The following is a 13,040-nucleotide window of genomic DNA, read 5'->3' as shown; positions in this document are numbered from 1 at the left end:
TTGTCGCCCCCGCCGTACCGCATCCGTTGGAGTTCGCCATGCCCCATGAAGGCAACCTGTTGCAAGCCGCTGTCGTGTTTCTGTTCGCGGCGGTGCTCACCGTGCCACTGGCCAAGCGCCTGCAACTGGGGGCGGTGCTGGGGTATCTGTTTGCCGGCGTCATCATCGGGCCGTCGGTACTGGGGTTGATCGACAATCCGCAAAGCGTCAGCCACATTTCCGAACTCGGCGTGGTGTTGCTGCTGTTCATCATCGGCCTGGAACTGTCGCCGCGACGTTTGTGGGTGATGCGCAAAGCGGTGTTCGGCGTCGGCCTGGCGCAGGTGTTGTTGACGGGCTCGGTGATAGGCGTGTGCGCGCTGTACGTTTTCGGCCAGTCGTTGAACAGCGCCATCGTACTCGGGCTTGGCCTGGCCCTGTCTTCCACCGCGTTCGGGCTGCAGAGCCTGGCTGAACGCAAGGAGCTGACCAGTCCCCACGGGCGGCTGGCGTTCGCCATCCTGCTGTTCCAGGACATTGCCGCGATCCCGCTGATCGCCATGGTGCCGCTGCTGGCGGGCGGTGATCACACCACCACCGCTGCCGAAGATTTGAACCATGGCTTGCGGGTGCTGGGCAGCATCGCGGTGGTGGTGATCGGCGGACGTTATCTGCTGCGCCCGGTGTTCCGGGTGGTGGCCAAGACCGGTTTACCGGAGGTCTCCACCGCCACCGCGTTGCTGGTGGTCATCGGTACGGCGTGGCTGATGGATCTGGTCGGCGTCTCGATGGCCCTTGGCGCTTTCCTCGCTGGCTTGCTGCTGGCGGACTCCGAATACCGCCACGAACTGGAAGCGCAGATCGAGCCGTTCAAGGGCTTGTTGCTGGGGCTGTTTTTCATCAGCGTCGGCATGGGCGCCAACCTGAGCCTGCTGCTCAGCGCGCCGATCGTGGTGCTGGGCCTGACCCTGCTGCTGATCGCCATCAAACTGCCGCTGCTGTTTGTCGTTGGCCGGTTGGCCGGCGGCCTGGGCAAGGTCAGTGCGATTCGCCTGGGCATCGTGCTGGCGGCGGGCGGTGAATTTGCCTTCGTGGTGTTCAAGATCGGCCGCGATCAGGGCTTGTTCGAGCCACGCCTGTATGACTTGCTGGTGCTGACGATCACCTTGTCCATGGCCGTGACGCCGTTGCTGCTGCTGGTGTGCGCGCGGCTGGTCAGCCCCAGGGTGCAACCGGTGGTGGTGCCGGAGAAATTCCGCGAGATCGATACCGACGCGCCGCGCGTGGTGATCGCCGGCATGGGTCGCATGGGGCAGATCGTAGCGCGGATCCTGCGGGCGCAGAACATCAAGTTCGTGGCTCTGGACACTTCGGTGGAAACCATCGAGCTGTCGCGCAGCTTCGGCGGCGTGCCGGTGTTCTACGGTGACCCGATGCGCCCGGAAATCCTCAGCGCGGCCAAGGTCGGGCAGGCGGAGTATTTCGTCATCGCCACCGATGATCCGGACACCAACATCAAAACCGCCGAGCTGGTGCACAGGCTCTATCCGCACATGAAAATCATCGCCCGGGCCCGCAACCGTCAGCATGTGCACCGTTTGATGGACATCGGCGCCGAGGCTATTCGCGAAACCTACTATTCGAGCCTGGAAATGAGCCGGCGAACGCTGGTCGGGCTGGGACTGAGCCAGGCCCAGGCGGATGCGCGGATCAAGCGCTTCAAGCATCACGATGAACAGGTGCTGGAAGCCCAGCATGCGGTGTATGACGATGCGGCAAAGGTGCTGCAGACGGCGCAGGAAGCGCGGGCGGAATTGGCCAGGTTGTTTGAGTCGGATCAGCTGGAAGAACAATCGGCTAAAAATTGAGGTGAATGTGCGGGCCTCATCGCGGGCAAGCCCGCGATGAACGATAACGCGGTGCATCGGACAAACAACGACTGTCAAGGAACCGAAAATGGCTGCTGATCAACCCTCTCCCGCCCTGAAAGAAATCTTCAACGCCGAACGTCTGCAGCACATCGCCACCGAAATGACCGCCGTCTACCCCGCGTTCAACGCCAAGGCCTTCCTGAAATTGGCCAACGAAGGCCTCGAGCACTTGTCGATCATGCAACGCATGGCCAGGGTCAGCGAGTGCCTGCACGCGGTGCTGCCATTGAGTTATGAAGAGACGCTCGAAGTGCTTTACGCCCTCGCCCCGCGACTGAACAGCGGCTTCGTCAGCATCTCGTTGCCGCACTACGTCGCGACCTACGGCGCTGACCGGTTCGAGCTGTCCATGGACGCACTCAAATACTTCACCGCATTCGGTTCATCGGAGTTCGCGATCCGGCACTTCCTGCGCAGGGATCTGAAACCCACGCTGGCGCAGATGCATCGCTGGTCGCTGGATGCCAACGAACATGTCCGGCGCCTGGCCAGCGAAGGCAGCCGACCGCGTCTGCCATGGTCGTTTCGCCTGGAGCGAATCCAGGCCGACCCGACACTCGCCGCCGCCATTCTCGACAATCTCAAGGCCGATGCCAGCCTGTATGTGCGCAAGTCGGTGGCCAACCACCTCAACGACATCACCAAGGACCATCCCGACTGGGTGCTCGACCTGATCGAGCGCTGGTCACTGGAAAACAAACACACCGCCTGGATCGCCAGGCATGCCCTGCGCAGCCTGATCAAGCAAGGCAACCAGCGGGCGCTGGCAATCATTGGTGCGGGCGGCAAGCCTGAGGTCGAGATCATCAGGGTGAAGGTGGAACCGCCGGTGATTCGCCTGGGCGAAAAAATCAGCCTGTCCTTTACCGTGAAATCCACCGTGCCGGACAGCCAGCGGCTGGTGATCGACTATGCCATCGATTACGTCAAAGCCAACGGCAGCAGCTCGGCGAAGGTATTCAAGCTCAAGGCCTTCACGCTGCCCGGCAACGCCACCGAGACCATTGCCCGCGGCCAGCACATCAAGGAACTGACCACCCGCCGGCATTACGCCGGCAGGCACGCCGTGCATATTCTGGTGAACGGCGAGCGCCTGGCCAGCACAGCGTTCGAGATTATCGCTGACGCGGATTGACCGCACCGCCGGATCGACCGGGCAACATGCGAGTCAGCGTGTTATCGCGAACCCAGTAGTGATGGAACAATCCCGCCGCCGCATGTGCGCCGATCAACCAGTAACCGGTACTGCCGAGCAGTTCGTGCCAGTACTTGAACTGCTTGGCCAGGGCCGGATCGACGGCAAGCGGCGACGGCAGGAAGAAGCCGAAATAAGGCACAGGCTTGCCCGCCGCCGACAGCATCAGCCAAGCCAACAGGGGGGTGGCGATCATCAGCCCATACAGCGCCAGATGCATCATGTGCGTAATGCCGCTCTGCCAGCCGGGCAAGGCCGGAGCGATCGGCGGCCGAGGCGTCAGACGCCCGAGCAATCGCACCCAGACCAATCCGAAAATGCTCAGCCCGAACAAGCCATGCAACCCGAGAAACAGTCCTCTCAACGCGTGCCCCTTGGGCAGCAGGCCCTTGATTTCGATGCAGGCATAAACGCCGACAAACAGCGCCAGCATCAGCCAGTGCAAGGTGATCGACAGTGTTCCATACCGCTGAGTCGTTGAGTTGCGGGTCATCGTGAGCCTCGTTAACGTCATGACCGACTGCCGATTGATTCGCGCAATCCGGATCCGGTTTAGCACCGAAATCTACTGACGACACATTGCCCGGCCAGTCTTAAGACAATCTGAAGAAAGCCTCGACCACTCTTTCGCCACCTTCAGACTTCGTTAAGAATTGCCCCCGATACTCCTCCCACACTGACCCCGGGAGGCGTCTTCCAATGCCCGATTTTAACTGGAACATCCCTCTGCCGCTGCGGTTCGGCCAAGCCGAAACCCCGCAAACCAGTCTGGCCAGAGCCCTGCCGGGCGACCCCCAACGTCCCTTCTTCGAAGCCTTTATCCAGCAACGTTTTCGCAAGGCTCACGGGGCCGACATTCGTCATTTCATGCCGGAACTGTTCGGTATGCACGCCGCCTCAGGCGCACTGTGTGCGGTGGCCGGCGTCCGTCTGGCCAACAGCGGACAACTGTTTCTGGAGTGTTACCTGGATGAACCGATCGAGCCGCTGATCAGTGCCGCGGCCAACCGCCCCGTGGACCGGGCCGATATCGTCGAGGTGGGCAACCTGGCCGCCAGCGACACCGGCAGTGCGCGCATGAGCATCATCGCCATCACCTACCTGCTGGCAATGGGCGGCCTGGATTGGGTGGCGTTCACCGGCAACCTCGGCTTGGTAAACAGCTTTCATCGCCTGGGCTTGAAACCCGTGACCCTCTGCGCTGCCGACCCTGCCCGGCTGGGCGACGATCGCCACAGCTGGGGCAGTTATTACGAGAGCAAGCCCTGGGTACATGTCGGCAACATCCGCGCCGGCTTCATCCATTTGCGCGACAGCGGGATGTTCAATCGCCTGGGGTTGCCATCGTCCATCGAGGAATCCAGCCATGTCGCCTGAAGTGGAGCGTTTCAAACAGACCCTGCGCAGCCATGCCGAACGCAAGACCAGTGCCATCGCCCTGTGGGGCGATCAACTGAAAGTCGACTACGCCACGCTATACGCCGAAGTGGTGTATCGCCAGCAGCGGCTGCGCGATGAAAACGTCAAGGTGGTTGCACTGGCACTGGATAATGGCACCGAAGCCATGCTCTGGGACCTGGCCACGCTGTTCGAAGGCCTGACCTGCCTGGCGTTGCCGGCCTTTTTCAGCGCGGCTCAACGCAGCCATTGCCTGGCGCAGAGCCAGGCCGAGCTGGTGATTGCCGAACCGGAGCTGGACACCGAACTGCAAAGCGCCGGGTATGAGAAAGGCGGTGAATTCTGGCGTCGCAGCTTCAGCGGCCCGAACCGGATGCCCGAAGGCACCGCCAAACTGACCTTCACTTCCGGTACCACGGGCACTCCGAAAGGCGTGTGCCTGAGTGCCGAGAGCATTCTGCAAGTCGCCCGCGAACTGGATCAGGCCAGTAAACCTACTCAGGCGCAGCATCATCTGGCCCTGCTGCCCCTGGCGATCCTGCTGGAAAATATCGGCTGTTATGCCGCGTTATACGCAGGGGCCACACTGAGCGTGCCGAGTCAGAAAACCCTGGGCATCGAGGGTGCCAGTGGCGTTGACGTGCCGCGATTGCTCGGCTGCCTGGCCACCCGCGCCCCTGAAAGCCTGATCCTGGTGCCGCAATTGCTCCTGTTGCTGGTCAGCGCCGCCGAGCAAAAAGCCTTCTTCCCCTACTCGTTGCGTTTTGTCGCGGTGGGGGGCGCACGGGTCGCCGAGCAATTGTTGCATCGCGCGCAACGTGTCGGCCTGCCGGTCTATGAGGGTTACGGCTTGTCTGAGTGCTCATCGGTGGTGTGCCTCAATCGACCTGAAGCGCGACGCCCTGGAAGTGTCGGCCGACCCCTGCCGACGGTGCAGATTCGCCTCGCCGACGACGGCGAAGTGCTGATCAAGGGTTCGACCCTGCTCGGTTATCTGGGAGAAGCACCGCACACCGGTGAATGGTGGCCCAGCGGCGATCTGGGCGAGTTCGATGCCGAGGGTTTCCTCTACCTCAAGGGACGCAAGAAGCATCAATTCGTCACCAGTTTCGGGCGCAACGTGAACCCGGAGTGGGTCGAGGCCGAATTGACCCAGCGCCGTCATATCGCCCAGGCCTTCGTCCATGGCGAAGCCTTGCCCCGCAACCATGCGCTGCTCTGGCCCCATCGCCCTGATTGCACCGACGAACAACTGGCAGCCGCCGTGGCCGAGGCCAACGAGGCCTTGCCCGATTACGCCCGGGTCCATCACTGGAGCCGCCTGGACCAACCCTTCACAGCCGCCAATGGCCTGCTGACCGCCAACGGCCGACCGCGACGGGATGCCATCGTCAAGCATTACCGGGCGCAGCTGACCGAACCCGCCCTTTGCGAGGAATCCGCATCATGAGTTTTTTTGACAGGCTACAAGAAGCGACCCGGCACGAACGCCATGAGCTGTTCAATCTGCCCATCATCCGTGACGCCCTCGAAGGCAAAGTCAGCCTGGAAAGTTACCGGGCCTTCCTGGCGCAAGCCTACTATCACGTGCGCCACACCGTGCCATTGATGATGGCGTGCGGGGCGCGCCTGCCGTCGCGCCTTGAATGGCTGCGTGAAGCCGTGTGCGAGTACATCGAGGAAGAATACGGCCACGAACAATGGGTGCTCAATGACATCGAGGCGTGCGGCGGCGACAAGGACGCGGTGCGCGATGGCCGGCCGTCCTTGCCCATCGAACTGATGGTCAGCTTCCTCTACGACTTGATCGCCCGGGACAACCCGGTTGGCCTGTTCGGCATGGTCAATGTATTGGAGGGCACCAGCATCGCCCTGGCCACCCATGCCGCCGGCAGCATTCGCGAACGTCTGGATCTGCCGGAAAGCGCCTTCAGTTACCTCAGCTCCCACGGTTCGCTGGATATCGAGCATATGCAGACCTATCGCCAGCTGATGAACAAACTGGAGGATCCGGCCGACCAGGCGGCCGTTATCCATGCGTCCAGGGTGGTATACCGGCTCTACGCCGATATGTTCCGGGGCTTGCCACGTGATGAGGAATACCTCCATGCGCCTGTCTGAAGCGCGGGTGGTACTGACCGGTGCCAGCGGCGGCATCGGCCTGGCCATCGCCACCGCGCTGTGCGCCAGTGGCGCCCGGGTGCTGGCGGTAGCCCGGCATCGGGAACCGCTGGAGCCGTTGCTCGAGCGCTATCCGCAACACTTGTGCTGGCTTGGCGCCGACCTGACCCTGGTTGCGGACCGGCACAAAGTGCTGGCGGCGGCCGAAATCATTGGCGGCATCAACCTGCTGATCAATGCCGCCGGAGTCAATCACTTCGCCATGCTCGAACAACTGGCTGACACTGACGTTGACGCCATGCTGGCGGTGAACATCAGCGCGCCGATTTGCCTGACCAAAACCTTGCTGCCCCTGCTCAAGCAAGCCGAGAGCGCGATGGTGGTGAACGTCGGCTCGACCTACGGCTCGATCGGCTACCCCGGTTATGCCAGCTACTGCGCCAGCAAATTCGCGTTGCGCGGTTTTTCCGAAGCCTTGCGCCGGGAACTGGCGGACACCCGGGTCGGTGTTCTCTATGTCGCGCCCCGTGCGACTCGCACGAGCATGAACAGCCCGGCGGCGCAGGCCTTGAATGACGCACTCAAATCCAACGTCGATGATCCGCAACACGTCGCCTCGGCGGTGATGCACGCCATCGCCGGTGATCGCCGCGACTTGTACCTTGGCTGGCCGGAACGCTTCTTCGTGCGCCTCAACAGCTTATTGCCGAACCTGGTGGACCGGGGCTTGCGCAAGCAATTGCCACTGATCCGCCGCCTCAGTCAAAAACCTGAAAACGAGCATATGAAACCATGAAAAAACTGACCTTTTGCCTGCTGCTGGGGACCCTGAGCCAGAGCGTCTGGGCCCTGGACACTGCCGACCAGCAACGTCTCGCCGGCATCCAGCAAAGCTGGGCGCATATCCAATACGAACTGCCCGCCGAGCAACGCACCGCCGCCTTCGAAAAACTCGCCACCCAGGCGTCGGCCTTTACCCGGGAGCGCCAGTCGGTGGCCGAGGCGTGGATCTGGTCCGGCATCGTCACCAGCAGTTGGGCCGGAGCCCAGGGCGGGCTCGGGGCGCTGAGCAAGGTCAAGGACGCCAAGGTCGATCTGGAAACTGCCCTGAACCTGGACCCCAAAGCCCTGCAAGGTTCGGCCTACACCAGCCTCGGCGCACTGTACGACCGCGTACCGGGCTGGCCCATCGGTTTCGGCGACGCCGACAAGGCCGAGCAATTGCTCAAACAAGCCTTGCAACTCAACCCGAACGGCATCGATAGTCTGTACTTCTGGGGTGATCACCTCTACCGTCAGAAACGCTACAGCGAAGCCAGGGGCGCCCTGCAAAAAGCCCTGCAGGCAGATCCACGGCCAGGCCGCGAAACCGCCGACGCCGGGCGCCGTAAAGAGATCCAGGCCTTGCTGGTGGATGTGAACAAGAAACTCAACTGACAGGAGTCCGTGTGCGCTTACTACTGATCGAGGACGATATAGCCCTGGGCGAAGGCATCCATCAAGCCCTGGGCCGCGAAGGCTACACGGTCGACTGGTTGCAGGACGGCAGCAGCGCCTTGCATTCACTGCTCAGTGAAACCTTTGACCTGGCGGTGCTTGACCTTGGCCTGCCGCGCATGGACGGGCTCGAAGTGCTGCGGCGCTTGCGCGACAGTGGTTCCAACCTGCCGGTACTGATCCTCACCGCCCGGGATGCCACCGAAGACCGCATCGCCGGACTGGATGCCGGGGCTGACGATTACCTGATCAAACCTTTCGACCTGGCGGAACTCAAGGCTCGTCTGCGGGCCTTGTTACGGCGCAGCGCCGGCCGCGCCCACGCGCTGATCGAACATGCCGGCATCAGCCTGAACCCCGGGACCCAGCAGGTCAGCTATCAGGGTGAGCCGGTGGCCCTGACCCCCAAGGAGTATCAACTGCTGCATGAACTGCTCTCGCCTCCGGGCCGGTCATGACCCGCGATCATCTGATGCAGTTGCTGTACGGCTGGAACGAGGAAGCGGAAAGCAACACCCTGGAGGTGCACATCCACCATCTGCGCAAGAAATTTTCCAGCGACCTGATCCGTACCGTCCGGGGTGTCGGTTACCTGGTCGAGGAGCGTCGATGACCTCGATCCGGCGTCGCACCCTGACCCTGATCATCGGCCTGATGCTCGCCGGCCTGGGGGTGATCAGCGTGCTCAATCTGCATGACAGCAACCACGAAATCGCCGAAGTCTACGATGCCCAATTGGCCCAGAATGCCCGGTTGCTGCAGGGTGTGATGCGCATGCCCATGGCGAGCAAGGAACACGCCGAGTTGTATCAGGCGTTCAACAAGGCCTTGAGCGAAGCGGTTCCCGGGGTCGATGGCCATCCCTATGAGAGCAAGCTTGCCTTTCAGGTGTGGAATCCCAAGGGCGAAGTGCTGGTGCATACGGCCAGCGCGCCCTCCTTCTCCGCGCCCCCGACGAAACCCGGCTTCAGCGACGTGGTGGATCTGCATGATCGCCATTGGCGCGCGTTCATGCTCGAGGACAAACACAATGATTTGCGGATCTGGGTCGGCGAGCGTGACGACGTGCGTTCGGACCTGGTGGACCGGATCGTACGTCATACACTGTGGCCCAATGTGCTGGGCAGCCTCATTCTCGCGGCCATGGTCTGGCTGGCGATTGGCTGGGGCCTCCAGCCCCTGGCGAATATGGCGGCGACATTGCGGGCGCGGCACAGCGGGTCGCTGGAACCGTTGCAACTGACCCCGCTGCCCAGCGAACTGGAACCGATGCAGGCGGAGCTCAATCGCATGCTCGGCACAGATCCAGGAAGTGCTCGGCCGCGAGCGGCGCTTCATCGCCGACGCCGCCCATGAAATGCGCACGCCCCTGGCAGTCCTGCGGGTGCATGCGCAAAACCTGCTGGAGGCCGGCACCGAACAGGAGCGCCGCGAATCCCTGGAATTCCTGATCGCGGGTGTCGACCGGACCAGCCGCCTGGTCAACCAGTTGCTGACCATGGCCCGCCTGGAACCGAACACCGTGACCCCGGCATTGCACGCCATCGATCTGACCGACACCGTACGCGACAGTCTGGTTCAGCTCACCCCCTGGCTGCTGAGTAAACACCTGGAATTGGCCTTCGACGTCAACGAGCGTCCGATTAAAGTGGTCAGCGACGCCGCCGCCATCGACATTGCCCTGAACAACCTGATCAGCAATGCCGCGAACTTTTCACCCGAACATGGCGTGATCAGGGTGCAATTGAGCCAGGCCGACGGATTTTATAACTTGAGCGTCGAGGATCAGGGACCGGGCATCGACGAAGCGGATCGTGGACGCCTGTTCGAACGCTTCTACAGTCGCGGGAACGCGCAAGGGGCCGGACTGGGGCTGACGATCGTCAACACCATCGCCACTCGACTGGGTGGACGGATCACCCTGATCAACCGGCCTGAAGGCGGCTTGCGGGCGACCCTGTCGATACCCGACAAATAAATCCGCTGACACACCGCCCCCCTGTAGGAGCTGGCTTGCCAGCGAAGGCGGCGTGTCAGTCGACATATAAATCCGCTGACACACCGCCCCCCCTGTAGGAGCTGGCTTGCCAGCGAAGGCGGCGTGTCAGTCGACATAGGTATTGGCCGATATGACGTCTTCGCTGGCAAGCCAGCTCCTACAGGGGATCGGGGCCCAGCAATAGAGCCTGTTCGCTCTCGCACAGCTGCACCACGTAATCCCACAACACCCGCAGCCGCACCGACTTGTGCAACTCGCGCCGCGTGCTGATCCAGTAGCTGCGCAGGATGCTTTCTTCCGGCAACAACGGCACCAGACCGGGATCGGCGCTGGCCATGTAGCACGGCAACACGGCGATCCCCAACCCCGAGCGCGCGGCCTGTTGCTGGGCGATGACGCTGGTGCTGTGGAAGACCACCCGCGGATTGCGGCAAAAGCTGTTGAGAAACATCAATTCCTGGCTGAACAGCAAGTCGTCGACGTAGCCGATCCAGGCATGGCGCCCCAGATCTTCGCGGCTGAGCAGCGCCGGCGAGCGGTCCAGATAGTCCTGGCTGGCATAGAGCGCCAGGCGATAGTCGGTGAGTTTGCGGGTGACCAGCATGTCGGCGGCCGGGCGTTCCAGGTGGATGCTGATCTCGGCTTCGCGGTTGAGGATGCTGACGAAGCGCGGCACTGCCACCAGCTCCACTTCCAGCCCCGGATACCGCTCGAACAGGCCGTTCATGCGACTGGCGAGGAACATGATGCCCAGGCCTTCCGTGACCCCTACGCGAATCTTGCCCAGGGGCGCCGTGGATTGGGTGATTTCTTCCTGGGCCAGCAAGGCGACGTTTTCCATGGCTTCGGCGTGCTTGAGCAGCGCTTCGCCGGCCGGGGTCAACTCATAGCCCTGGGCGTGCTGGACAAACAGCGCGGTGCCCAGGCTCTTTTCAATGGCCTCGATGTGCCGGGCCACGGTGGCGTGGGTGGTGTTCAAACGCCGCGCTGCGGTGAGCAAACGCCCGCTGCGCTGCAATTCGAGAAAAAACCTCAGGTCATTCCAGTCGAACATTAATCATCCTTGAGACTTTGCTATGACAGGCGCTGTCTAAAAACGCACAGCGGCTGCGCAAAAACTAACATTCTTTTGACGAAAGCTAACAACTAGGATGACTGACGACAAGAACAATACCAAGAGGTCAGGGATGCAGACTTCCCTCGATGAATTCGACTACATCGTGGTCGGTGCCGGGCCGGCCGGCTGTTTGCTGGCGAATCGGCTGTCGGCCAACCCGCAACACCGGGTGCTGCTGCTCGAAGCCGGCGGTCGCGACAACTATGCGTGGATTCACATCCCCGTGGGTTACCTGTTCTGCATCGGCAACCCGCGTACCGACTGGTGCTTCAAGACCGAAGCGCAGCCCGGACTGCAAGGTCGCACCCTGAGCTACCCGCGGGGCAAGGTGCTCGGTGGCTGCTCCTCGATCAACGGCATGATCTACATGCGCGGCCAGGCCGGCGACTACGATGGCTGGGCCGCCGACGGCAATCCCGGCTGGAGCTGGAACGAAGTGTTGCCGCTGTTCAAGAAAAGCGAAAACCACTTTGCCGGCGACTCGCAGTTTCACGGCGCCTGCGGCGAATGGCGGATCGAGCGTCAACGGCTGTCGTGGCCGATTCTGGATGCCTTCCAACAGGCAGCCGGGCAAAGCGGCATCGCCAGCATCGAAGACTTCAACCAGGGCGACAACGAAGGCTGTGGCTACTTCCAGGTCAATCAGAAGGCCGGGGTCCGCTGGAATGCGGCCAAAGCCTTTCTCAAACCGATTCGCAACCGTCCCAATTTCACCCTGTTGACCGGTGTCGAAGTCGACCGTGTGCTGCTGGAGAATGGCCGCGCCTCTGCAATCAGTACGCGCTGGCAAGGCCAGGCGAGAACCTTCAAGGCGCGCCAGGAGATCGTGCTGTGCGCCGGTTCCGTCGGTTCACCGAGCATCCTCCAGCGCTCCGGGATCGGCCCGCGCCCGCTGCTGCAACGTCTGGGCATCGGCGTCGCCCGTGAGCTGCCCGGGGTCGGCGGCAACCTGCAGGATCACCTGCAACTGCGGATGATCTACAAACTGCAGAACGCCCGCACCCTGAACCAGATTGCCGGCAGCCTGTGGGGCAAGATGGGCATGGGCCTGCGTTACCTGTATGACCGCAGCGGCCCGCTGTCCATGGCGCCCAGCCAACTCGGCGCGTTTGCCCGGTCGGGGCCGGAGCAGACCTCGGCCAATCTTGAATACCATGTGCAGCCGCTGTCCCTGGAACGCTTCGGCGAACCGTTGCACGCGTTCCCCGCGTTCACCGCATCGGTCTGCGATCTGCGCCCGCAAAGCCGGGGGCGCATAGAGATTCGCTCTGCCGATCCGCAGCAAGCACCGCTGATTCAGCCCAATTATCTAAGCCACCCAGAAGATTTGCGGGTCGCGGCCGACGCCATTCGCCTGACCCGGCGCATCGTCTCGGCTCCGGCCCTGCAAGCGTTCAAACCGGTCGAATACCTGCCCGGCGACAGCTTGCAAAGCGAAGCAGAGTTGCACGAAGCCGCCGCGCGAATCGGCACCACGATTTTCCATCCGGTCGGCACCTGCCGCATGGGCAATGACGCGGACGCTGTGGTCGACGCCGAGCTGCGGGTTCATGGAATCCCCGGCCTGCGCATCGCGGATGCCTCGATCATGCCGCGCATCACCTCGGGCAACACCTGCTCGCCGACGCTGATGATTGGCGAAAAAGCCGCCCAGCTCATCCTCAACCCCTCGACAAGGAGCCTGACCTCACCCATGGAACGGGTCACGAATGCCTGAACCACTTATGCGATCAATGTAGGAGCTGGCTTGCCAGCGAAAGCGGTCTATCGGCCGATACATATATCGGCTGACACACCGCTTTC

General features: G+C 62.3%; 10 protein-coding genes and 2 pseudogenes. 10 read left to right on the top strand and 2 right to left on the bottom strand.

Annotated features, from left to right (window positions below):
• Nucleotides 1–38: 38 nt before the first annotated feature.
• Together BZ163_RS06750 and BZ163_RS06745 are read left to right on the top strand one after the other, a co-directional pair.
• The gene (locus BZ163_RS06750) at nt 39–1,847 is read left to right on the top strand and encodes a monovalent cation:proton antiporter-2 (CPA2) family protein (protein WP_128870290.1); all 1,809 of its coding nucleotides are present in this window, start codon (nt 39–41) and stop codon (nt 1,845–1,847) included.
• 88 nt (nt 1,848–1,935) lie between these two features.
• On the top strand, nt 1,936–3,045 hold the full coding sequence (locus tag BZ163_RS06745) for a DNA alkylation repair protein (RefSeq protein WP_128870289.1): 1,110 nt from the start codon (nt 1,936–1,938) through the stop codon (nt 3,043–3,045).
• On the opposite strand, the gene BZ163_RS06740 is transcribed toward BZ163_RS06745, so the two are convergent.
• A complete protein-coding gene (locus tag BZ163_RS06740) occupies nt 3,026–3,598 on the bottom strand; it encodes a cytochrome b (RefSeq protein ID WP_128870288.1) in 573 nt (190 codons plus the stop codon). The two genes, BZ163_RS06745 and BZ163_RS06740, sit on opposite strands and share 20 nt — an antisense overlap.
• Before the next feature lie 206 nt (nt 3,599–3,804).
• Between BZ163_RS06740 and BZ163_RS06735 the strand changes: the two genes are divergently transcribed.
• The 7 genes and pseudogenes from BZ163_RS06735 (at nt 3,805) to BZ163_RS06705 (ending at nt 10,099) form a co-directional block, all read left to right on the top strand.
• On the top strand, nt 3,805–4,482 hold the full coding sequence (locus BZ163_RS06735; protein ID WP_128870287.1) for a thermostable hemolysin: 678 nt from the start codon (nt 3,805–3,807) through the stop codon (nt 4,480–4,482).
• Complete coding sequence (locus BZ163_RS06730; RefSeq protein ID WP_128870286.1) at nt 4,472–5,953, top strand: AMP-binding protein; 1,482 nt, start codon at nt 4,472–4,474, stop codon at nt 5,951–5,953. Before BZ163_RS06735 ends, BZ163_RS06730 begins: the two co-directional genes overlap by 11 nt.
• Entirely contained in the window at nt 5,950–6,624 is a 675-nt protein-coding gene (locus tag BZ163_RS06725) for a TenA family transcriptional regulator (RefSeq protein WP_128870285.1), read from the top strand. The genes BZ163_RS06730 and BZ163_RS06725 overlap by 4 nt, the downstream gene beginning before the upstream one ends.
• Complete coding sequence (locus BZ163_RS06720) at nt 6,611–7,420, top strand: SDR family oxidoreductase (protein WP_128870284.1); 810 nt, start codon at nt 6,611–6,613, stop codon at nt 7,418–7,420. Before BZ163_RS06725 ends, BZ163_RS06720 begins: the two co-directional genes overlap by 14 nt.
• Nucleotides 7,417–8,061 (top strand): tetratricopeptide repeat protein, encoded by a 645-nt coding sequence (locus tag BZ163_RS06715; RefSeq protein WP_128870283.1) that lies wholly within the window; start codon nt 7,417–7,419, stop codon nt 8,059–8,061. The genes BZ163_RS06720 and BZ163_RS06715 overlap by 4 nt, the downstream gene beginning before the upstream one ends.
• Nucleotides 8,062–8,072: 11 nt before the next feature.
• A pseudogene (locus BZ163_RS06710) lies at nt 8,073–8,734 on the top strand (response regulator).
• Nucleotides 8,731–10,099: pseudogene (locus BZ163_RS06705) on the top strand (ATP-binding protein). Before BZ163_RS06710 ends, BZ163_RS06705 begins: the two co-directional pseudogenes overlap by 4 nt.
• Nucleotides 10,100–10,277: 178 nt before the next feature.
• Here BZ163_RS06705 and BZ163_RS06700 read toward each other — a convergent pair.
• On the bottom strand, nt 10,278–11,174 hold the full coding sequence (locus BZ163_RS06700; RefSeq protein WP_128870282.1) for a LysR family transcriptional regulator: 897 nt from the start codon (nt 11,172–11,174) through the stop codon (nt 10,278–10,280).
• Between the two features lie 133 nt (nt 11,175–11,307).
• On the opposite strand from BZ163_RS06700, the gene BZ163_RS06695 reads away from it, so the two are divergent.
• Complete coding sequence (locus BZ163_RS06695) at nt 11,308–12,954, top strand: GMC family oxidoreductase (RefSeq protein WP_128870281.1); 1,647 nt, start codon at nt 11,308–11,310, stop codon at nt 12,952–12,954.
• Nucleotides 12,955–13,040 lie beyond the last annotated feature (86 nt).

The organism is Pseudomonas sp. VI4.1 (assembly GCF_002029345.1).
Classification (GTDB): domain Bacteria; phylum Pseudomonadota; class Gammaproteobacteria; order Pseudomonadales; family Pseudomonadaceae; genus Aquipseudomonas.
The sequence above is the reverse complement of the archived record's forward strand: the minus strand, read 5'-3'. Positions and strand labels throughout refer to the sequence as shown.

Bases quoted from the DNA above. Each gene is read 5' to 3' on its own strand.
- BZ163_RS06740 (WP_128870288.1), bottom strand. From the start codon at position 3,598: ATGACCCGCAACTCAACGACTCAGCGGTATGGAACACTGTCGATCACC.
- BZ163_RS06735 (WP_128870287.1), top strand. From the start codon at position 3,805: ATGCCCGATTTTAACTGGAACATCCCTCTGCCGCTGCGGTTCGGCCAA.
- BZ163_RS06715 (WP_128870283.1), top strand. From the start codon at position 7,417: ATGAAAAAACTGACCTTTTGCCTGCTGCTGGGGACCCTGAGCCAGAGC.
- BZ163_RS06725 (WP_128870285.1), top strand. From the start codon at position 5,950: ATGAGTTTTTTTGACAGGCTACAAGAAGCGACCCGGCACGAACGCCAT.
- BZ163_RS06745 (WP_128870289.1), top strand. From the start codon at position 1,936: ATGGCTGCTGATCAACCCTCTCCCGCCCTGAAAGAAATCTTCAACGCC.
- BZ163_RS06720 (WP_128870284.1), top strand. From the start codon at position 6,611: ATGCGCCTGTCTGAAGCGCGGGTGGTACTGACCGGTGCCAGCGGCGGC.
- BZ163_RS06750 (WP_128870290.1), top strand. From the start codon at position 39: ATGCCCCATGAAGGCAACCTGTTGCAAGCCGCTGTCGTGTTTCTGTTC.
- BZ163_RS06695 (WP_128870281.1), top strand. From the start codon at position 11,308: ATGCAGACTTCCCTCGATGAATTCGACTACATCGTGGTCGGTGCCGGG.
- BZ163_RS06700 (WP_128870282.1), bottom strand. From the start codon at position 11,174: ATGTTCGACTGGAATGACCTGAGGTTTTTTCTCGAATTGCAGCGCAGC.
- BZ163_RS06730 (WP_128870286.1), top strand. From the start codon at position 4,472: ATGTCGCCTGAAGTGGAGCGTTTCAAACAGACCCTGCGCAGCCATGCC.